Source organism: Nonomuraea sp. NPDC049421 (genome assembly GCF_040677005.1).
Classification (GTDB): domain Bacteria; phylum Actinomycetota; class Actinomycetes; order Streptosporangiales; family Streptosporangiaceae; genus Nonomuraea; species Nonomuraea salmonea.
Genome location: NZ_JBFAQA010000007.1, coordinates 41,277 through 61,106 on the forward strand (window position 1 = coordinate 41,277; position 19,830 = coordinate 61,106).

Consider the following 19,830-nt stretch of genomic DNA (forward strand, 5'->3'; position numbering starts at 1 on the left):
GTGTGTTGTTGGTTATCGCAGTGCGGCAAGGACTTGATCGCGGACTTGGGCCCTTTGCGCGTCGTCGCTGAGGGGGCGACCAGCGCGGTCCACAACGTAGAAGACGTCCACCGCCTCCGCGCCGAGAGTCTCCACGCGAGCGGCCCTCACGTCAAGACCGCACTCACCGAACGCCCGTCCGATGCGCCACAGGAGCCCCGGCCTGTCATGGGCCCTGACTTCGACCACCGTGGCGGTGGCAGAGGCGTCATCAACCAAGGTCACACGGGGTGGAGCGACCGGTACGCGGGGCGGCCTGACGGCCCTCGCGCGGCGGGCCAGTCGTTGCTCTATGTCAAGACGGCCGGCAAGGACGAGACGGAGATCGGCTTCGAGGGTCGCGGGGTCCGGCGGGGAGCCGTACTCGGGGATGACGGAGAACTCGATCACCGCCGTCGAACCGGCGGACGCCGACGACGCCGAGCGCACCACGAGCCGGTGCGCCGACAGCACGCCGGCGGCGCTCCACAGCAGCCCCACCCGGTCGGGCGCGACGACCGTGACCGCACCCCCGTGCACCCGGACGGCCCCACCTCCGTGGCGGGCGAGACCGGCCTGCTCGGGCGAGAGCGTCGGCGGCTTGGGCGGGGGCGAGCCGGCCAGCACCGAGCGCACCCGGCGGACCAGGTCGGCCAGCAGGCCGGCCTTCCACGAGTTCCAGGCGGCCGGCCCGGTCGCGATGCCGTCGGCGACGGCCAGCGCGGCCAGCAGGTCGAGCACCTCGCGCGAGCCGACCGTGCCCGCGACCTTCTCGATCGTGACGGGGTCGTCGAGGTCCCTGCGGGTGGCGGTCTCGGGCAGCAGCAGGTGGTGGCGTACGACGGTGGCCAGCGTCTCGACGTCGGCGGGCGGCAGGCCGATGCGGGTCGCGATGTCGCGGACCACCACCTCGCCGGTCGCCGAATGGTCGCCAGGCCAGCCCTTGCCGACGTCGTGCAGCAGCGCCGCGATCAGCAGCAGGTCGGGCCTGGAGACCTCGCGGGTGTGGCTGGCGGCGTTGGCCGCGGCCTCGATCAGGTGACGGTCGACCGTGAACCGGTGGATCGGGTTGCGCTGGGGGCGGTGGCGTACGCGCTCCCAGTCAGGAAGCAACTTGACAAGGATGCCCGCCTGGTCGAGCTCCTCCCACACGGGCACGGCGGCGCGGCCCGCGCCGAGGATCGACACCAGCGCGTCGCGGGCCTCCTCGGGCCAGGGCACCGGCATCGGCGCCGACTGAGCTGCGAGCACGGAGACCGTCGCGGGCGCGAGCGGCAGCCCCGAGTCGGCCGCGGCGGCCGCGGCGCGCAGCACGAGGACGGGATCCTTGCGCGGATCGACCCCCCTCGCGAGGACCACCTCGCCGCCGTGCTCCACCACGCCGTCGGCCAGCGGGCGGCGCCCGCGTGGAGCCGGGCCTGACACCAGCCTGTCAACGGTGCGCCAGGTCGCGTCGAAGGCGTGGGAGATCGTGCGGCCCGCCTCGGCCAGCCGGCGCATCAGCGCCTCGGCGTCGAGCAGGCCGAGCAGCCCGGCCACCGCGTCCTGCTCCTGGAGCGCCAGGCGGTCGGTGCCGCGGGCGGTGACGACGTGCAGCGCGTGCCGCACGTCGAGGATGAACTCGTACGCCTCGCGCGCCCGCGGTCCGGGGGCCGAGGCGACCCATGCGGCGGCCACCGCCTGCATGGCCTGGACGTCGCGGAGCCCGCCGCGGCCGTCCTTGAGATCGGGCTCCAGCAGGAACGCCAGCTCCCCGCTGACCTGCGCCCGCTGGTCGGCGGCCTCCCGCAGCTCGCCGAGCCGGCGCCGCGAGTCGGCCCGCCATTCGGCCAGCACCGCCTCCCTGGCCTTCCTGGTCAGATCGGGGTCGCCGGCCACGTGCCTGGCCTGGATCAGGCCGAGCACCGCCTTGAGGTCCTGCCTGGCGACCGAGACCGCTTCTTCCACCGTGCGCACGGAGTGGTCGAGACCGACCGCCGCGTCCCAGATCGGATACCAGATCCGGTCGGCGATCCGTGCCACGTCGGCGCGGCCGGTGTGGAGCAGCACCAGGTCGAGGTCGCTGCCCGGCGCCGGCTCCCCCCTTCCCAGGCTGCCGACGGCGACCAGGGAGACCTGGTCGCCGTCGCTCGCCGTGCGGAAGAGATCCTTGAGCCAGCGGTCGGTGTCCGCGGTCCGCTCCTTGCGGGCCGCGGCGTACGAACGGGCCTCTCCCCTCACTGCAGTGCCCCCTTGCAGAGCTCCGCCCGGACGCCCTCGTCCGGGCTTCGCCTCGGGTCCTTCCCCCTGTGAACCCCCCGCCGGACGTCGTCGGCCGGTCGGGCCTCGCTCCGCGCGGACGCCCCCGGGAGGGCGCCCGCGCTTCGCCGCGGATTCATCACAGGGCTTCCGGACCCCGTTCGCCGGTGCGTACCCGGATGACGGTGTCGACGGGCACGGACCAGACCTTGCCGTCGCCGATCTTGCCGGTGTGCGCCGCCTTGGTGATGACGTCGATCACGTCCTCGGCGTCGTCCTCCTCGATGAGGACCTCGAGGCGTACCTTGGGCACCAGGTCGACCTGGTACTCGGCGCCGCGGTAGACCTCGGTGTGGCCGCGCTGCCGGCCGTAGCCGCTGGCCTCGCTGACCGTCATGCCCTTGATGCCGAACTGTTCGAGCGCGGCCTTCACGTCATCGAGCTTGAAGGGCTTGATGATCGCGGTGATGAGCCTCATGCGTCCACCTTCTTCGTGGCGGGAGCCGTGACGGGGCCGTTGGGGGAGCTCACGCCGGAGGCGTGAACGGTGCCGAGGTCGTAGCCGGTCTCGGCGTGCGTGGTGATGTCGATGCCGGTGACCTCGTCCTCGGTCTTGATGCGGAAGCCCATCGTCTTGTCGATGATCTTCCCGATGATCCAGGTGATGACGAAGGAGTAGAGGCCCACGGCCACCGGGCCGAGCACCTGGAGCCCGAGCTGGCCGAAGCCGCCGCCGTAGAACAGGCCCTCGCTCTGCTCATCGGTGGCGGGGTAGGCGGCCACGAAGCCGAGCGCGACCGCGCCGATCACGCCGCCGACCAGGTGCACGCCGACCACGTCGAGCGAGTCGTCGTAGCCGAGCTTGTACTTCAGGCCCACGGCGTAGGCACAGACCGCGCCGGCGAGCAGGCCGATGAGCATGGCCGCCCAGGGGTCGACGAAACCACAGGCGGGGGTGATGGCGACCAGACCGGCGACCGCGCCGGAGGCGGCGCCGAGGCTGGTGGCGTGGCCGTCACGCAGCTTCTCCACGGTGAGCCAGGCGCCGACCGCGACCGCGGTGGCGACCTGCGTGTTCATGAAGGCCAGACCGGCGATGCCGTCGACGACCAGCTCGGAGCCGGCGTTGAAGCCGAACCAGCCGAACCACAGCAGCGCCGCGCCGAGCAGCACCAGCGTGAGGTTGTGCGGCCGCATCGGCTCCTTGCGCCAGCCCTGGCGCTTGCCGAGGACCAGCGCCAGCGCGAGCGCCGCGGCTCCGGCGTTGATGTGGACGACCGTGCCGCCCGCGAAGTCCTCGATGCCCATCGAGTTGAGCCAGCCGCCGCCCCACACCCAGTGGGCGACGGGGAAGTAGACGATCGTGGCCCAGATGACGCCGAACAGCATCCAGGCGCCGAACTTCGCGCGGTCCGCGATGGCGCCGCTGATCAGCGCGACGGTGATGATGGCGAACGTCATCTGGAAGGCGGAGAAGACGAGGCTCGGCATGCCGGTGCCGTCGTCACTGGTCGCGGTGTTCACCAGGCTCTGCAGGCCCAGGGCGTCGAAGCCGCCGACGAAGGTGTTGAGCGCTGAACTGGGGTTCTCTGTGAAAGCGAGTGAGTGACCGTAGAGCATCCAGGCGATGCTCACGACGACGATGGCGCCGAACGACATCATCATCATGTTCAGGACACTCTTGGCCCTGGTCATGCCCCCGTAGAAAAGCGCGAGGCCCGGTGTCATCAACAGCACCAACGCGGTGGCCGCGAGCATCCAGGCAGTCGTGCCGCTGTCGATCTTCACGACGCGACCCTCCTTACATGTGACGTGTGGCCACAGCGTGTTCGCCCGGGGTTTCGTGGCTCGACCAGGTGTGTTTCACATTCGTGAATCTCGGCGCAGAGGTGTTTCGCACGCGTTTCGGACGTCTCACAGAGCGCTTTTGAGCACGGCAATATCGTCCGTGCGATACTTAGGTTTGCCTTACCTAACGATCAAGGAACGCCCATGCGCCTACGCCTGGCCATCGCCGCCATGCTGCCCGTTCTCGCCCTCGCCGCCTGTGGCACGTCCACCACGGCCGAGGACGCGGGCCCCACCCGTACCGTCAAGCACGCCATGGGTGAGACGAAGGTGCCCATGACGCCGAAGCGGGTCGTCGTGCTCGACACCGACAAGCTCGACTCCATGGTCTCGCTCGGCCTCGCGCCCGTCGGAGCCGCCCAGGCCCAGGAGAACCAGACCTGGCCCGAATACCTGGGCTCCGCCCTGGCCGGCACCAAGCCCGTCGGCACCCTCCAGCAGCCGAACGTCGAGGCCATCATCGCGCTCAAGCCCGACCTCATCCTCGGCTCGAAGTTCCGCCAGGCCGCCTTCTACGACAAGCTCTCCAAGATCGCCCCGACCGTGTTCACCGAGCGGGTCGGCATCACCTGGAAGGAGAACTTCCTGCTCGACGCCGAGGCTTTGGGCAAGAAGGAGCAGGCGCAGCAGCTGCTGACGGCGTACGGGACACGGGCGAAGGAGGTCGGCGCCAAGTACTCCAAGCTGCAGGTCAGCATCGTCCGGTTCATGCCGACCGAGATCAGGATGTACGGGCCGCAGTCGTTCAGCGGCATCGTCGTCGGCGACGCCGGCATCCCGCGGCCCGAGGTGCAGCAGCTCAACGACCAGGAGGACCGGCGCTTCGGCAAGCTGAGCCAGGAGAACATCGCGAAGGCCGACGGTGACGCGATCTTCTACAGCGCGTACGGGGAGAACGCCGCCAAGGCGCAGGCCGAGGTCACCGGCGGCCCCCTGTGGAAGAACCTCGCGGCGGTCAAGTCCGGCAACGCCCACAACGTGGATGACGAGATCTGGATGACCGGCATCGGCGTCACCGCCGCCGGCAAGATCCTCGACGACCTCGACAAGCACCTCGCCCCGCTGGCGTGACCCCAAGGGTGTGGGCCGGGGCGTTCAGATGAGGGTGACCTGGTCGCCCTTCCTGACGCGGCCGGGGCGGGTCACCCGCGCGTAGACGCCGGCGCACGGCTGCGGCCCCATGTCGAAGACCGGCACCCGGTTGTGCCTGGCCACGGTGCGCAGCGCGTCGGTGTCGCGGGCCAGCGCGCCGTGCTCCAGCGTCGGCATCGCGCAGCGCGGGCTGGTCACGATGACGTGCAGCTCCACCTCGTCGCCGACGCGCAGCCGCCGGTCCACCCAGCCGTTCTCGACGAACCCCTCCCCCTCGGTGGCGATCACCAGGTTGGGCCGGTAGCGCACGTCCTCGACCCGCCCGCGCGGCCCCAGCGTGCCGATCGCGCCGAGGGCGGAGGTGGTGATGAGGTGGAGGGGCGCGAAGTCGAAGAACGTGCCCGCGGGAGCGCCCGCCCCCAGCGTCCCCACCGTGTACGGCACCTCCGCCTCGATCCCCTCGGCCAGCACCCGCTCCGGCACCGACCGCTCCAGCTCGGCCCCCTCCGGCGGCACGTCGATCACCCGCACCTCGCGCCCGAGCAGCTCCGACAGCTCGGCGTCACCGGGCACCCGAGCGCCTTCGAGGGTGAGCAGCCGCCGCCACAACCGTGGATTCTTGGCACTGGCGATCTTCCCGGTGGCCACGTCGAGCACCGCCCGCGCCCGGTCACCGGCCAGCCCGCGCTCGCTCACCACGCTCTCGGCCAGCTCTTCGCCCAGCATCGACTTCACGGGATAACGGCGCAGAATCTCCACATGCATGCACAAAGCCTAGGGCCCGCCGACGCACCTCCCCCTCGGGGACGTCAGCGGGCCCTCGGCTCGGTCGTCAGGCGGCGGCCGTGGCCATCTTGCGCAGGCGGGCCAGCGCGTCGCGCTCGATGCGGCGGGCGCGGTCGCGGCCGATGCCGTAACGCTCGCCCACCTCGGTCAGCGTGTGCTCGCGCCCGTCGACCAGCCCGTAGCGCCAGCGCAGCATCTCGCTGGTCGGTCCCTCGAGGCCGGTGAGCCACTGGTCGAGCCGCTCACGCTCCAGGATGTCGATGGCCTGCTGCTCGGGATCGGCCCACGTCTCGTCGGCGATCATGTCGCCCAGCTCGGTCTCGTCCTCGTCACCCACGCCGAGCTGCAACGACACCGGGTCGGACGCCCAGCGCCGCAGCTCGCGCACCCGCTCGATCGGCAGGTCGAGGATGCCGGCGAGATCGTCGTCGGTCGGCTCGACGTCGAACTCGGCCAGCATGTCGCGCCTGACCCGCATGAGCCGGGTCATCTGCTCCCCCGCGTGGGTGGGCAGCCGCACCGGGCGGGCCTGCTCGTGGATGGCCCGGCCGACGGACTGCCTGATCCACCACGTCGCGTAGGTCGAGAACTTGTAACCCCGCCGGTAGTCGAACTTCTCCACCGCCCGCACCAGGCCCAGGTTCCCCTCCTGGACGAGGTCGATCAGCGGCATCCCCCGGCCCGAGTATTTCCTGGCCACCGCCACCACCAGGCGCAGGTTGGCCTGGATGAACTCCTCCTTGGCCCGCCGGCCGGAAATGGCCAGCCGCTCAAGCTCCTCGTCGGCCGCGTCCCCGATGCGCGGCTCCGTGCCCCCGCTGTCGAGCAGCTGCTCGGCGAACAGGCCCGCCTCGATCCGCTTGGCGAGCTCCACTTCCTCCTCCGCCGTGAGCAGCGGGACCCGGCCGATCTCGGCCAGGTAGGTCCCCAGCAGATCGCGCTCGGCGACGTGCTGCTCCTGCGTGCGACTCCCCGTAGGCCTTGCCATCCCCTGGCACCTCGTTCCGCAGCTGCGTTCTATACCCGGCCAACGTCCGGCCAGAAGCAAAGATTCCCTAAAGCACTACGTCTGCGGGAGGGTTCTGGATGTCCTCCTCAAGGAGGAGAGCGCGCTGAAACCCCTGGTGAACGAGGGATGGGCCGGGCCGCCCTGCCAGGAGGGGAGGCCGGGGCCACCCTACGTCCCCACGGTCGCGCGTGCGTGGGCTCAGTTCACCGGACCGCCCCTGGGACGCAGGGTCAGCTCGGTGAGGTGCGCGTCGGGCCCCGCGTTGATCGTCGCGACGACGGCCCGCGCCACACTCTCCGGCCGCAGGTAGCGCTCGGGCTCGAACTCCCCGCCCTCGTACGCCCGCACGCCCCGCTGCATGTCGGTGGCGATCCTGCCGGGATAGACGGTGGTGACCCTGAGCAGAGGCTCTTCCAGCCGCAGCACGTCGGCGAACGCTTTCAGGGCGAACTTGCTGGCCGCGTACGAGCCCCATTCGGGGTTGGCCCGCTGCCCGGAGCCCGAGTTCACGCACACGACGTGTCCGCCCGCCTGCCTGAGCGCGGGCAGCAGCAGCCTGGTCAGCTCGGCGACGGCGACCACGTTGACCTCGTACGTGCGCCGCCAGGCGTCGGCGCTCTGGTCGGCGATGCGGCCGAGGGTGGCCACGCCGGCGCTGTGGACGAGCACGTCGAGCCGGTCGATGTCCGCGACGTCGGCCTGCGTGACCCCGGTCAGCTCCACCGGCCAGGGCCGCGCCCCGGGCAGCTCGGCGGCGAGCGCGGCCAGCGCCTGCTCGTCACGGCCGCCGAGCAGGACGTCGTGGGTGGAGGCCAGGGCCCGCGCGACGGCCGCGCCCACCCCTCGGGAGGCGCCGGTGACCAGCGCCTTCGGTCGTTCAGTCATGGCGGCAGCTTATTGACCTTGACCGCCGCGCGGGCGCACGGCGGGCTGGGCACGGGCCTTGAGGCCTGTCCGCCGCCGCGGTCAGGCGGGGTCGCCGGTCAGGAAGGTGCCGGTCTCCTCGGTCATCCGCTCGTACTCCTCCAGCCTGGCCCGCGTCCGCAGCGGCACGGCCTCGGCCATGGCCTCCACCAGCGCCATGGCCAGCATCAGCGGCGCGGCGTGTGAGTTGAAGACGAAGCCGTCGCCCACGGGCGCGTCGAGCACGACCTCGGCGGGCAGCCCCACCCTGTCGGTGATGGCGGCGACCCGCAGGCCGAGCTTGGTGGCGTACTCCAGGGCCCGCAACGTCTCGGCGGGATAGCGCGGCAGCACCACGGCCACCACCCACTCGGCGCCCGCCCGCTGGGCCGCGTGCAGCCCCTCGGCCAGCTCGGAGCCGCCGTGGACGAGCAGCCGCACGTCGGGATGAATGCGGCGGGCGTAGTAGGCGAACGTGGTGGCCAGCCCGCACGAGGCCCGCAGGCCCAGCACCGGCAGCGGCTCGGTGGCGGCGAGGTGCTCGCCCAGTTCCTTGAGCGGGAAGTGGGACAGGCGCTCCCTGAGCGCGGCGAGGTTGCGGATCTCGCAGTCGATGGCGGTGCGCAGCAGGCTCTCGTGCGGCGACTCCGCGCCCCCGCCGAGCACGAGGGGGCGCAGCGCCTGCCGCAGCTCGGGGTAGCCGGTGAAGCCCAGCACCATCGCGAAGCGGGTCACGGAGGGCTGGCTGACCCCGGCCCGTTCGGCCAGCTCGACGCTCGACAGGAAGATCGCCTCGTCGAGGTGCTCACTGAGGTAGTCGGCGATCCTGTGCTGTACGGGCGACAGCCTCCGGCCATCCAGCAGCATCTCAAGCCCACCGTGATATCCGTCCGCCACGCCACCCTCAACGCACAGGACCCGCCGTTCTCATCCCGCCCACCCGTGCGCCCACTCCCCATGGGCAACGTTATCCCTGGTCAGGCACCGTCAGCCGACCAGGAACTGGGTGGCCGCCAGCTCCCTGTAGAGCTCGTCGGAGCCCACCAGCTCGTCGTGGCTGCCGACCGCGCGTACGCCGCCGCCCTCCATCACCACGATCCGGTCGGCGCCCGTCACCGTCGAGAGGCGGTGCGCGATGACCAGCACCGTGGTCTCCGCCGCGACCTCGGCGATGACCTCGCGCAGCCGCAGCTCGTTGACCGCGTCGAGCTGGGAGGTGGCCTCGTCGAGCAGCAGCAGCCTGGGCTTGCGCAGCAGCGCCCTGGCGATGGCCACGCGCTGCCGCTCGCCGCCGGACAGCAGCACGCCGCGGTGGCCGACCGGGGTCTCCAGCCCGTCGGGCAGCCGGGCGACGAGGTCGTCCAGCCTGGTGCGCGCGATCGCCGCCCGCAGCTCCTCCTCGGTGGCGTCCTGTGCGGCGAAGAGCAGGTTCTCCCGCAGCGTGCCGGCCAGGACGGGGGCGTCCTGCTCGACGTAGCCGAGCGCGGCGCGCAGCTCGCCGAGCGGCCAGTCGCGGATGTCGCGGCCGTCCACCAGGATCTGCCCGCCCTGGTGCTCGTAGAAGCGTTCGAGCAGCGCGAACACCGTCGACTTGCCCGCTCCCGACGGGCCCACCAGCGCGGTCAGGCCGCCGGGCGGCACCTCGAAGGTGACGCCGTCATGCACGACGGGCCGGTCCTCGCCGTACCGGAAGACGACGTCGCGGAACTGCACCCCGATCGGCCTGGCGTCCTCGCTCGGGACGACGCCTGCGGGCTCGGCCGGCAGGTCCTCGACCTCCTTGATCCGCCGCAACGCGGCCAGCCCCTGCTGCAGCTGCACCCCGCCCTGCACGAGCTGCCCGATCGGCGGCACCAGGTAGAACAGATAGAGCAGGAACGCGATCAGCGACGAGACCTCCAGCGTGCCCGACGAGACCCGCGCGCCGCCGACGGCCAGCACGGCGAGGAACGCGATCTGCACCGCCATCCACGTCGCCACCCCCGCGAGCGACGTCCAGCCGGCGACCTGCAGCCCGCGGTCGCGGGCGCGCGTGGCGGCCACGCCGACCTCGGCGATCTCCCGCTCCTCCGCGCCGCTGGCCTTGACCGTCCGGTACGCCTGCAGCGCCCGGTCCAGCACGGCCCCCATCTCGCCCACGGCCTCCTGCGCCTGCGTCTGCGCCCGCTGGATGCGCGGCATGATGAGCGCGACCAGCCCGCCGATCACCACCACGACGAGCAGGGTGACGAGCAGCAGCACGCCGTCCATGGCGGCCATCAGCACGATGGCGCCGACCAGCATGAACGCCGAGCTGACCGAGTCCACGACGCCGTTGGTGAGCACCGAGCGCAGCAACGTCGTGTCACCGGTCACCCGCGACAGCAGGTCGCCGGGCTTGAGCCGGTCCACGTCGGCCACCCTGAGCCGCAACATCCGGTCCACGAGCCTGCGGCGGGCGCCGAGCACGATGCCCTCGCCCGTACGTTCCATCAGATAGCCACCTCCGGCCGAGACCACGGCGCCGACCAGCACCGCGACGGTCAGCCCGAGTAACGGCCCGGCCAGGGAGCCGTTCTGGCCGAAGGCGTCCACGACGTACTTCGCCAGCAACGGCATCGCGAGGCCCGCCGCCGAGCCGATCAGGCCCAGCAGCCCGCCCACAAGAAGGATCTTCCTGTGCGGGCGCAGGTAGGCGAGCAACTCCTTGACCACCACATCTCCTCTCACGACATTTCTCGACTTGCCCAACGAACGGGACCACGCGAACCGCACCCCCGACACGGGTCAACCTAAATTGACGACCTGAGTATGTCAACTTTGGTTGACATCTCCTCCTTGAGGAGGAGCTGAAATCTCCTGCATCCAACGGCCGCCGCCGGACGAATAGGGCGTCGAGGAACCCGGCCGGATCCCTCGTACGTCACGATCAGCCCTTCGAAAGGACCGAACATGGAGCTCCGGATCAACCGGCGCGCTCTAGTCGGACTTGGCCTCGCCGCAGCGGTCGCCGCGTCGTCCCTGGCCGCGTTCCGCACCGACTCCGGCGACGCTTCCTCGCACCGCGAAGCCCCGATGATCTCGGGGGACCCTCAGCACGACAACACCGACGTGTACGCGTTCGTGAGCCCCGACAAAGCCGGCACCGTGACCCTGATGGCGAACTGGATCCCGTTCGAGGAGCCCAACGGCGGCCCGAACTTCTACCCGTTCGCCACCAGGTCGCGGTACAACATAAAGATCGACAACGACGGTGACGCCAAGACGGACATCACCTACCAGTGGTCGTTCCGCAACGAGGACAGACGCGGCACCACGACGTTCCTCTACAACAACGGCCCCGTCACCTCGCTCGACGACCCCAACCTGCTCTTCCGCCAGCGCTACACGCTCAAGCGGATCACCCAGGGCGGGACCAGGACGCTGGTCTCCGACGGCGTCGTCGCCCCCAGCAACGTCGGCCGCGCCTCGATGCCCGACTACGGCGCCCTGCGCGACCAGGCCATCAAGACCCTGCCGGGCGGCGGCAAGAGCTTCGCCGGGCAGTCGGACGAGGCGTTCTTCCTCGACCTGCGCGTGTTCGACTTCCTGTACGGGGGCAACCTGTCCCTCGTCGGCCAGGACACGCTCAAGGGCTACAACGTCAACAGCGTGGCCGTCCAGGTCCCCGCCGCCGAGGTCGCGCTCAAGGGCGACCCCAAGCGCAACCCCGTGATCGGCGTCTGCTCCACCACCGACAAGTTCAACGGCAGCTCGTACGTGCAGGTCTCCCGCCTGTGCAACCCGCTGGTCAACGAGCTGGTGGCCTCCGCCGGGCTCAAGGACGCCTACAACGCGCTCGACCCGTCCAAGGACGCCGGCGTCAAGGTGCTCGTGGACCGCGTCACCGACCCCGAGGTGGCCAGGCTGCTGCAGGCCGTCTACGGCATCAAGGCGCCCGCCACCCCGCGCGCCGACCTCGTCGAGATCTTCCTGACCGGCATCGCCAAGCAGAACGGCCCCATCAAGGCCGACCTCAACTCGCAGGTGCTCAACAAGGACGCCGGCAAGCTGCGGCCCTCGGAGATGCTCCGGCTCAACATGTCGATCCCGCCCGCCAAGGACCCGAACCGGCTCGGCGTGCTCGGCGGTGACCTCCAGGGCTTCCCGAACGGCCGGCGGCTCACCGACGACGTCGTGGACATCTCGCTCCAGGCCGTGGCCGGGGCCGCGCAGACCGGCAAGCTGGTGGCCGGCCTGACGGACAAGGTGGACGGCAACGACAAGCCGATGCTGCCGGCGTTCCCGTACATCCCGCTGCCGAGCAACGTGGCCGTCAACCAGCGCTGACCATCGTCGACCGGCCGGTCTCCTCTCCGAACCGGCCGGTCCTCCCCCGGCGGCAGACCTCCCGTCTCCCAACGTCTGCCGCCACAGGAAAGGAGCCGGCCGGCCGTGCCCCCGTCACAGCCGGCCGGCTCACCCCACCCACGCGGGACTCTCACACCGCACCGCACCCGCCACCCTCACAACACACCCCGCGCACCCCCACGCAACGCGCCCCCACCCGCCGCGCACACCCACACAATCCACTCCGCACACCTCATGACGACCACCCGCGCCCCCGTGGAGACTCACGGCCCCCGCATCCTCCTCTGGAGCCCAGCCACATGCGTGCCCTCGCCCTCTTCGCCGGACTCGCCCTCGTAGGGGCGGTGCTCATCACCCTCGTCTCGTTCTCCTCGGCCCCGACGCCCGCGCCGGCGGCCGACCCATCCCGCCGGGAGACCGAGACCCTGCAGGAACGCCGGGAGACTCTGCAGGAACGGCTCAGACGGCTGCCCGGCGACCACAGGGGCTGGGCCGAGCTCGCCACCCACCACATCGACCAGGCCCGCCTCACCGGCGACCCATCCGCGTACACGAAGGCGGAAGGCGCACTCGCCACGGCCGCGAGGATCGCCCCGAAGGACGACGCGGTGCTCACGGGGCAGGCCGCACTGGCGGCGGCCAGGCACGAGTTCGCCAGGGCCGCCGAGCTGGCCGAGAGCGCCGTCGACGCCAACCCGTACGCCGCCGCCGCGTACGGCGTGCTCGCCGACGCCCGCACCCAGCTGGGCGACCTGCGCGCCGCCCAGCAGGCCGTGGACGCGATGATGGCCCTGCGCCCGGGCGTGGCCGCCTTCACCCGCGCCTCCTACGCCGCCGAGCTGCGCGGGGACGTGGAGACGGCCCGCACGTACCTCGACTACGCCCACGAGGACGCCTGGCTCCCCGCCGACCGCGCCTACGCCCGCTACTACCAGGGCGAACTGGCCCTCCACGAGGGAGACCTGGAAACCGCCGCCCGCCACTACGCCGACGCCCTGAGCGCCTACCCCGCCTACACCCCGGCTCTTGCAGGCCAGGCCAAGGTCGCCGCCTTGGACGGCCGCCTGACCGAAGCCCTGTCCCTGTACGACCAGGTGGTCCAACGGCTCCCCCTCCCCCAGTACCTCATCGAGCAGGGCGAGACCCGCATCAAAGCCGGCCTCCCCGCCGACTGGACCCTCCTGGAAGCCCAGCGCAAGCTCTACGAGGCGGCCGGAGTGCGCGACGACCTGACCTGGGCCGAGTTCGAAGCCGACCACGGCGACCCGAAAGCCGCCGTCCGCCACGCAAGGGCGGAGTACACCCGCAACCCCAACCTGGTGGCCGCCGACGCCCTGGCCTGGTCCCTCTTCAAGGCCGGCACCCCCGAGAAAGCCCTCCCCTACGCAAAACGCGCCACCGGAACAGGCTGGAAAAACCCGCTACTGACCTACCACCGCACCCGCATAGAACAATCCCTGGGCCTCACCAAGGCCTCCGACGCGCACTCCGGCCGCGGCTTCGACCCCGGCCTCCCGGCCCTGGCGAGGTTCTCATGAGCCGCGCCCTCCTCCTCGCCATCACCACCCTCCTGTTCCTGGGCCTGTCCCTGGGGGCCGCGCTGCTGCCCGGCGACACGGCCGCCGCTCAGGCGAGCGCGCCGCAGGTCGGCGTGGTGGCGCATCCCCTGGGGCGGTTCACGGTCAATCACTACAACGGGCTGCGGGTCACGCCCTCCCACGTCCGGAACCTCGCCGTCGTGGATCTGGCCGAGTTGCCCACTGTTCAGGCGGAGCAGGAGGTGAGCGCCGCCGGGTCCGCCTACGCCGCCCGCCGGTGCGCCGCGCTGGCCGCCGCCCACCGGCTCAAGGTGGCGGGCCGGGTGGTGCCGTGGCGGGTGGAGTCCGCGGCGTTCGCGTACGCGCCCGGTGAGGGCGGGCTGCGAACCAGCCGCCTGTCCTGCCGGCTCGTCGCCGAGGTCCGCGCATCAGGGGCCGTGACCTTCACCGACGGGTTCGAGCAGGACAGGCTCGGCTGGCGCGAGATCACCGCCACCGGTAACGGCGTCCGCCTGACCACCTCCTCGGTACCTGCGACGAGCATCAGCCAGGAACTGCGCACCTACCCCGACGACCTCCTGACGGCCCCCCTCGACCAACGCACCGCCACCTTCACCGTCTCCCCCGCCACGGTCCCACCACCGTCGCGCGACACCACACCACCCAGGGGCGAAGGAAACGAAACCGCCGCCACGCCGCCCGACAGCCGCAAAGCCAAGCCCGGCGAGGCGCTACCCGGCGGCACGGGACCCGAGCCCGGCGTCACAGGAGACGAGGTCAACGCCACGCTGCCCGGCGGGCCGGGGATCGAGATCGGCGGGCCGGTCGGGGATGCGCTGGCCGCCCTGGATCGTACGTTCACCGCGCTGATCGGCTCGGACACGCTGACGGTGCCGTTGGGGCTGCTGGCGGTGGGGCTGGCGGTCGTCCTCGGGGCAGGGCACGCGCTGATCCCGGGCCATGGCAAGACCATCATGGCCGCGTACCTGGCCGGGCGCCGTGGACGCCCACGCGACGCCCTGGTGGTGGGCGCGACGGTGACGGCCACCCACACGGCCGGAGTGCTGGTGGTGGGCCTGCTGCTGACCGTCTTCACGGCGCTGGCCGGCGAGACGGTGCTGAGCTGGCTCGGCGTGGCCAGCGGCGCCCTGATCGCCCTGATCGGCCTCCGCCTCCTCCTCACCACCCGCCACCCCCCAGAAGACCACCACAACCACACCCACACTTCTGGCCACGGCCACACCCACGGGCACGCGCACACGCACGCGCACGGTGGTAGGCGGGGTGGGTTGGTGGGGTTGGGGGTGGCTGGCGGGCTGGTGCCGAGTCCGTCGGCGCTCATCGTGCTCCTCGGTGCGATCGCGCTCGGCCGGACCTGGTTCGGGGTGGCGCTGGTCACCGCCTACGGTCTCGGGATGGCCGCGACGCTCACCGTGACCGGTCTGCTCCTCGTCAAACTCGTGGACCGGCTGGAGCGGCGGGCCGCCAAGGGACGGCGGCTGGCCGCGCGGTTGTCGGGCCTGGCGCCGATGGGGACGGCTGCGATGGTGATCGTCCTGGGCGCGGGGCTGGCCCTGCGCTCAATGGCCGCACTGTGAGCCCCGTGTCCGGCAGTAGGTCCCGATCCCGCGTCCAGCCGTAGGTCCTGTGTCCGTTTCAAGGCCATGTCACGGGTGCACCGAGCCGTCCCGAGATCACCGTTGGACGGCTCACGTTCGGGAGCGGCGGGGGCGGCGGGTGGAGGGGAGGTCGTGGCGGCCGGAGAGGAACTCCTGGAAGGCGATTTTCGCCCGGATGACCGGCCGGCGCCACCGTTCCTCCCGGTGTACGGCCTTGGCGAGCTTGCGGGGCGACCGCCCGGCGATGAACCAGCGGGCCCACGGCGACCCGGGGCGGGCCAGCCGGAGGGCGCCCACCAGCAGCATGGGTGGGACGAACAGCCCGGCCATGCCCGTCCAGATCTTGCCCTTGAGCAGGGTGACGACGGCGAGGACGAGGTTGGCCACGATGAGCGCCGCCGGGTTGACGACAGGGGTGCCGTAGTCCCAGGTGAGGGGCCGCAGGCCGATGAGCAGCAGCCCGCTGACGGCGATCGCGATGAACACGGCGTCGACCGACGTGCGCCCCTCCTCCTCCCAGTAGACGTCGTGCAGGTGCAGGATGAGCGCGAACTCGTCGAGCACGAGCGCGGACCCCACCCCGAAGACGGACGCGGCGACGGCGGTGCCGACCTGGGAGCCGGGCGAGACGATGAGCGCGACGCCGCCGATCAGCATGAGCACGACACCGAAAACCACGTGGTGGATGTGCATCTCGCCGACGGTGAAGTTGCGGAACCAGCCGATCTTCGCCCTGATCAGCCGGACGTTGATGCGGGTGGCGATGAAGGCCACGATGAGCATGACGAAGTAGCAGAACAGCGGAAGCCGTCCTGTGGCGACGATGCTGTGCTGAAACCAGTGCCCCATGACCCTTGAGATCGATGGTACGAGCCGCACAAACCGGTCGGGTCACGCCAGGAACGCGCGCAGCAGCGCGGCGGTGCCCTCCAGGTGCTCGGCGACGGCCCGCCTGGCGGCGTCGGGGTCGGCGGCGAGGATGGCGTCCACGATGGCCCGGTGCTGGACGGCGGCGTGGTCGAGGTTGACCTGCAGCATGGGGATGGCGTCGAGCAGGTCACTGACCCGGGAGCGGGCGTCGGCGCAGCCGGCGGCGAGCAGGGAAGAGCCGGTCAGCTCGGCGATGGACAGGTGGAAGGCGGTGTCGAGCCGGCGGTAGTCGTCGAGCCCGGCGGCGTTCAGCTCGGTGAGCCGGCGCAGCAGCGCCTCGCGGGTGGCGTCGCTGAGCGGCGAGGCGGCGAGCACCTGGGCGGCGCCGCATTCGAGGGCGAGCCGGAAGGTGAGCGCGTCGGACAGCTCGTCGGCCCCCATCTCCTGGAGGGCCTCGCGGGCCTTGCCTGCGTCGGGCTCGGGCGGCCGGTACGTCACGAAGGCCCCGCCATAGCGCCCCCTGCGCACGTCGAGGTACCCGGCGTCGGACAGCGCCCTGATGGCCTCACGGAGGGTGACCCGGCTGATGCCGAGCTGGACGGCCAGCTCGCGCTCGGGCGGCAGCTTGCCCCCCGGCGGGACGACGCCGAGCTTGATCGCCTGGAGCAGCCGCTCGACCGTCTCCTCGAAGGCGTTGCCGGCCCTGACCGGCCGCAACACCGTCATCAAACGCGCCGACTCGTCCAACGTGTCCTCAGGCCTTGACAAGTGATCCCACCATGCACATCAATGGTCTGAGACTAGCCCAATCAGCGGGAAAGCGCGTCAGGCCAGATCGGAGCGACGTAGCGTGAGCGATCGAGCGAGCAGCGGGTTCCTGTCCGTGACCGAGCTGCGCGACGACTTCGCCGCCGGCCGGATCGACACCGTGCTCCTCGCGATCGCCGACATGCAGGGCAGGTTGCAGGGCAAACGCCTGTCCGCGCGCTACTTCCTCGACGAGGTGCTGCAGCACGGCTCCGAGGGCTGCAACTACCTGCTGGCCGTCGACGTGGACATGAACACCGTCCCGGGTTACGCCATGTCGTCCTGGGAGCGGGGTTACGGCGACTTCGTCATGAAGCCCGACCTGTCCACGCTGCGCCGGGTGCCCTGGCACGAGGGCACCGCGCTGGTCATGGCCGACCTCGCGTGGGAGGGCGGCGCCGAGGTGACCGCCTCGCCGCGCCAGATCCTGCGCCGACAGCTCGCCCGGCTGCAGGAGCGGGGCCTGGCCGCGTACGTCGGCACGGAGCTGGAGTTCGTCATCTACGACGACACCTACGAGGACGCCTGGCGCCGCGCGTACCGTGACCTGACCCCCGCGAACCTCTACAACGTCGACTACTCGCTGCTCGGCACCGGCCGCGTCGAGAAGCTGCTGCGCCGGATCAGGCGCGAGATGGAGGGCGCGGGCCTCTACGTCGAGTCGGCCAAGGGCGAGTGCAACCTCGGCCAGCACGAGATCGCCTTCCGTTACGCCGAGGCGCTGGCGACCTGCGACAACCACGTCATCTACAAGACGGGGGCCAAGGAGATCGCCGCCCAGGAGGGCCGGTCGATCACCTTCATGGCCAAGCCCAACCAGCGTGAGGGCAACTCCTGCCACATCCACATCTCGCTGCGCAGCGTGGACGGCGACCCGGTGATGGCGGGCGAGGGGCCGTACGGGCTCTCCCAGCTGGGCGCCGGTTTCGTGGCCGGGCAGCTGGCCGCGATGCGGGAGCTGACCCTGCTGTACGCCCCCAACATCAACTCCTACAAACGTTTCGTGCCGGGCAGCTTCGCCCCCACCGCGCTCAAGTGGGGCGTGGACAACCGCACCTGCTCGCTGCGCCTGGTGGGCCACGGCCAGTCGCTGCGGGTGGAGAACCGCGTGCCGGGCGGCGACGTGAACCCGTACCTGGCGGTGGCGGGGCTGATCGCGGCGGGCCTGCACGGCATCGACGCGGAGCTGCCGCTGGAGGATCCGTACGCGGGCAACGCCTACACCTCGGGGGCGGAGCGGGTGCCGGCGACGTTGCGCGAGGCGCTGACCGTGTTCGAGGGGTCGAAGCTGGCCAAGGAGGCGTTCGGCGAGGACGTGGTCGAGCACTACGCCAACAACGCGCGGGTGGAGCTGGCCGCGTTCGACGCGGCGGTGACGGACTGGGAGATGTTCCGTGGTTTCGAGCGGATGTGACGGGCTCGCATGAAGATCGTGAATCCGGCCACGGAAGAGGTGCTGGCCGACGTCGAGCTCGCTGACGCGGCCGAGGTCGATCGGGCCGTGGAGCGTGCCAGGAAGGCGTACGCGGGCTGGCGCGCGGTCGCGCCGGGTGACCGGGCGAGGCTGCTGCGCAGGTTCGCGGACCTGGTGGACGCGCACGGCGCGGAGCTGGCCGAGCTTGAGCTGGCCAACGCCGGGCACCCGATCGGCAACGCCCGCTGGGAGGCCGGCGCCGTACGCGACGTGCTGCACTTCTACGCGGGCGCGCCCGAGCGCGAGCACGGCAGGCAGATCCCGGTCGCGGGCGGCGTGGACGTCACCTTCCACGAGCCGCTCGGCGTGGTCGGGGTCATCGTGCCGTGGAACTTCCCGATGCTGATCATGTCGTGGGGCGTGGCCCCCGCGCTGGCGGCCGGCAACACGGTGATCGTGAAGCCGGCCGAGTGGACCCCGCTGACGGCGCTGAGGCTGGCCGAGCTGGCCTTGGCGGCGGGCCTCCCCGAGGGGGTGCTCCAGGTGCTGCCTGGGGCAGGGGAGGTCGCGGGCGCCCGCCTGGTCGAGCACCCCGGCGTGGCGAAGATCGTGTTCACCGGGTCGACCGAGGTGGGCAAGGAGATCGCGGCGTCGGCGGCGCGCCAGGTCAAGCGGGTGACGCTGGAGCTGGGCGGCAAGTCGGCCAACATCGTCTTCGCCGACGCCGACCTGGAGAAGGCGGCGGCGACGGCGCCGTACGCGGTGTTCGACAACTCGGGCCAGGACTGCTGCGCCCGCTCCCGTCTGCTCGTCCAGTCGAGCGTGTACGACGAGTTCATGTCGTTGCTCGCCCCGGCCGTGCTGGGCGTCAAGGTCGGCGACCCGCGCGACGAGGCCACCGAGATGGGCCCGCTCATCAGCGCCGAGCACCTGGCCCGCGTCGCGAGCTTCGTCGACGGCGACCCCTACCTGAGGGGCTCGTGCCCCGAGGGCAGGGGCTACTGGTTCCCGCCCACCGTGCTGACCCCCGAGGTCACCGACCGGGCGTTCACCGAGGAGATCTTCGGGCCCGTCCTGTCGGTGGCCAGGTTCGAGGACGAGGCCGACGCCGTCCGCATCGCCAACGACACCCCGTACGGGCTGAGCGGCTCCATCTGGACCCGCGACGTGGGGCGGGCGCTGCGGGTGGCCAGGGCCGTCGAGTCGGGGGCGCTGTCGGTCAACTCCCACTCCTCCGTCCGCTACTGGACCCCGTTCGGCGGCTTCAAGCAGTCCGGACTCGGCAGGGAGCTCGGCGCCGACGCCCTTGCGGCGTTCACCGAGGTCAAGAACGTCTTCATCGCAACGGAGTGACACGGG

The 19,830-nt window shown here is 71.4% G+C and carries 16 protein-coding genes; 6 read left to right on the top strand and 10 right to left on the bottom strand.

Annotated elements, in window-relative coordinates:
• Positions 1–12 precede the first annotated feature (12 nt).
• From AB0K18_RS14100 to AB0K18_RS14110, 3 genes are all read right to left on the bottom strand, one after another.
• On the bottom strand, positions 13–2,238 hold the full coding sequence (locus AB0K18_RS14100; protein WP_364914416.1) for a [protein-PII] uridylyltransferase: 2,226 nt from the start codon (positions 2,236–2,238) through the stop codon (positions 13–15).
• 157 nt (positions 2,239–2,395) lie between these two features.
• Positions 2,396–2,734 (bottom strand): P-II family nitrogen regulator, encoded by a 339-nt coding sequence (locus tag AB0K18_RS14105; protein ID WP_345397847.1) that lies wholly within the window; start codon positions 2,732–2,734, stop codon positions 2,396–2,398.
• Positions 2,731–4,044, bottom strand: coding sequence for an ammonium transporter (locus AB0K18_RS14110; RefSeq protein WP_364914417.1), 1,314 nt, complete (start codon positions 4,042–4,044; stop codon positions 2,731–2,733). Before AB0K18_RS14110 ends, AB0K18_RS14105 begins: the two co-directional genes overlap by 4 nt.
• 204 nt (positions 4,045–4,248) lie before the next feature.
• On the opposite strand from AB0K18_RS14110, the gene AB0K18_RS14115 reads away from it, so the two are divergent.
• A complete protein-coding gene (locus AB0K18_RS14115; protein ID WP_364914418.1) occupies positions 4,249–5,175 on the top strand; it encodes an iron-siderophore ABC transporter substrate-binding protein in 927 nt (308 codons plus the stop codon).
• A 24-nt stretch (positions 5,176–5,199) separates the two neighbouring features.
• Here the strand turns inward: AB0K18_RS14115 and AB0K18_RS14120 are convergent, their stop codons facing one another.
• The 5 genes from AB0K18_RS14120 to AB0K18_RS14140 form a co-directional block, all read right to left on the bottom strand.
• Positions 5,200–5,961 (bottom strand): MOSC domain-containing protein, encoded by a 762-nt coding sequence (locus AB0K18_RS14120; protein WP_364914419.1) that lies wholly within the window; start codon positions 5,959–5,961, stop codon positions 5,200–5,202.
• A 67-nt stretch (positions 5,962–6,028) separates the two neighbouring features.
• Entirely contained in the window at positions 6,029–6,970 is a 942-nt protein-coding gene (locus AB0K18_RS14125) for a sigma-70 family RNA polymerase sigma factor (protein ID WP_364914420.1), read from the bottom strand.
• Positions 6,971–7,189: 219 nt separating this feature from the next.
• Entirely contained in the window at positions 7,190–7,876 is a 687-nt protein-coding gene (locus AB0K18_RS14130; protein ID WP_364914421.1) for an SDR family oxidoreductase, read from the bottom strand.
• 81 nt (positions 7,877–7,957) lie between these two features.
• Positions 7,958–8,761, bottom strand: a complete 804-nt coding sequence (locus tag AB0K18_RS14135) for a MurR/RpiR family transcriptional regulator (RefSeq protein ID WP_364914422.1) — start codon at positions 8,759–8,761, stop codon at positions 7,958–7,960.
• A 120-nt stretch (positions 8,762–8,881) separates the two neighbouring features.
• Positions 8,882–10,588, bottom strand: a complete 1,707-nt coding sequence (locus tag AB0K18_RS14140; RefSeq protein ID WP_364914423.1) for an ABC transporter ATP-binding protein — start codon at positions 10,586–10,588, stop codon at positions 8,882–8,884.
• Positions 10,589–10,825: 237 nt separating this feature from the next.
• On the opposite strand from AB0K18_RS14140, the gene AB0K18_RS14145 reads away from it, so the two are divergent.
• The 3 genes from AB0K18_RS14145 to AB0K18_RS14155 all read left to right on the top strand — a co-directional run bounded on the left by AB0K18_RS14145 (position 10,826) and on the right by AB0K18_RS14155 (position 15,359).
• The gene (locus AB0K18_RS14145) at positions 10,826–12,202 is read left to right on the top strand and encodes a DUF4331 domain-containing protein (protein ID WP_364914424.1); all 1,377 of its coding nucleotides are present in this window, start codon (positions 10,826–10,828) and stop codon (positions 12,200–12,202) included.
• A gap of 320 nt (positions 12,203–12,522) precedes the next feature.
• Positions 12,523–13,761: a hypothetical protein gene (locus tag AB0K18_RS14150; protein ID WP_364914425.1), complete on the top strand. Its 1,239-nt coding sequence runs from the start codon at positions 12,523–12,525 to the stop codon at positions 13,759–13,761.
• On the top strand, positions 13,758–15,359 hold the full coding sequence (locus tag AB0K18_RS14155) for a sulfite exporter TauE/SafE family protein (RefSeq protein WP_364914426.1): 1,602 nt from the start codon (positions 13,758–13,760) through the stop codon (positions 15,357–15,359). The genes AB0K18_RS14150 and AB0K18_RS14155 overlap by 4 nt, the downstream gene beginning before the upstream one ends.
• Positions 15,360–15,470: 111 nt before the next feature.
• On the opposite strand, the gene AB0K18_RS14160 is transcribed toward AB0K18_RS14155, so the two are convergent.
• The gene (locus tag AB0K18_RS14160) at positions 15,471–16,229 is read right to left on the bottom strand and encodes a hypothetical protein (protein ID WP_364914427.1); all 759 of its coding nucleotides are present in this window, start codon (positions 16,227–16,229) and stop codon (positions 15,471–15,473) included.
• Between the two features lie 42 nt (positions 16,230–16,271).
• The gene (locus AB0K18_RS14165; RefSeq protein WP_364914659.1) at positions 16,272–16,976 is read right to left on the bottom strand and encodes an FCD domain-containing protein; all 705 of its coding nucleotides are present in this window, start codon (positions 16,974–16,976) and stop codon (positions 16,272–16,274) included.
• A gap of 124 nt (positions 16,977–17,100) precedes the next feature.
• Between AB0K18_RS14165 and AB0K18_RS14170 the strand changes: the two genes are divergently transcribed.
• Together AB0K18_RS14170 and AB0K18_RS14175 are read left to right on the top strand one after the other, a co-directional pair.
• Positions 17,101–18,471 carry a glutamine synthetase family protein gene (locus AB0K18_RS14170; RefSeq protein WP_364914428.1) on the top strand — a complete coding sequence of 457 codons (1,371 nt, stop codon included), beginning with the start codon at positions 17,101–17,103 and terminating at the stop codon, positions 18,469–18,471.
• A 9-nt stretch (positions 18,472–18,480) separates the two neighbouring features.
• Entirely contained in the window at positions 18,481–19,824 is a 1,344-nt protein-coding gene (locus AB0K18_RS14175; RefSeq protein WP_364914429.1) for an aldehyde dehydrogenase family protein, read from the top strand.
• Positions 19,825–19,830: the final 6 nt, after the last annotated feature.

Bases quoted from the DNA above. Each gene is read 5' to 3' on its own strand.
- AB0K18_RS14135 (WP_364914422.1), bottom strand. From the start codon at position 8,761: ATGCTGCTGGATGGCCGGAGGCTGTCGCCCGTACAGCACAGGATCGCC.
- AB0K18_RS14145 (WP_364914424.1), top strand. From the start codon at position 10,826: ATGGAGCTCCGGATCAACCGGCGCGCTCTAGTCGGACTTGGCCTCGCC.
- AB0K18_RS14125 (WP_364914420.1), bottom strand. From the start codon at position 6,970: ATGGCAAGGCCTACGGGGAGTCGCACGCAGGAGCAGCACGTCGCCGAG.
- AB0K18_RS14155 (WP_364914426.1), top strand. From the start codon at position 13,758: ATGAGCCGCGCCCTCCTCCTCGCCATCACCACCCTCCTGTTCCTGGGC.
- AB0K18_RS14165 (WP_364914659.1), bottom strand. From the start codon at position 16,976: ATGACGGTGTTGCGGCCGGTCAGGGCCGGCAACGCCTTCGAGGAGACG.
- AB0K18_RS14105 (WP_345397847.1), bottom strand. From the start codon at position 2,734: ATGAGGCTCATCACCGCGATCATCAAGCCCTTCAAGCTCGATGACGTG.
- AB0K18_RS14150 (WP_364914425.1), top strand. From the start codon at position 12,523: ATGCGTGCCCTCGCCCTCTTCGCCGGACTCGCCCTCGTAGGGGCGGTG.
- AB0K18_RS14115 (WP_364914418.1), top strand. From the start codon at position 4,249: ATGCGCCTACGCCTGGCCATCGCCGCCATGCTGCCCGTTCTCGCCCTC.
- AB0K18_RS14130 (WP_364914421.1), bottom strand. From the start codon at position 7,876: ATGACTGAACGACCGAAGGCGCTGGTCACCGGCGCCTCCCGAGGGGTG.
- AB0K18_RS14175 (WP_364914429.1), top strand. From the start codon at position 18,481: ATGAAGATCGTGAATCCGGCCACGGAAGAGGTGCTGGCCGACGTCGAG.
- AB0K18_RS14160 (WP_364914427.1), bottom strand. From the start codon at position 16,229: ATGGGGCACTGGTTTCAGCACAGCATCGTCGCCACAGGACGGCTTCCG.
- AB0K18_RS14120 (WP_364914419.1), bottom strand. From the start codon at position 5,961: ATGCATGTGGAGATTCTGCGCCGTTATCCCGTGAAGTCGATGCTGGGC.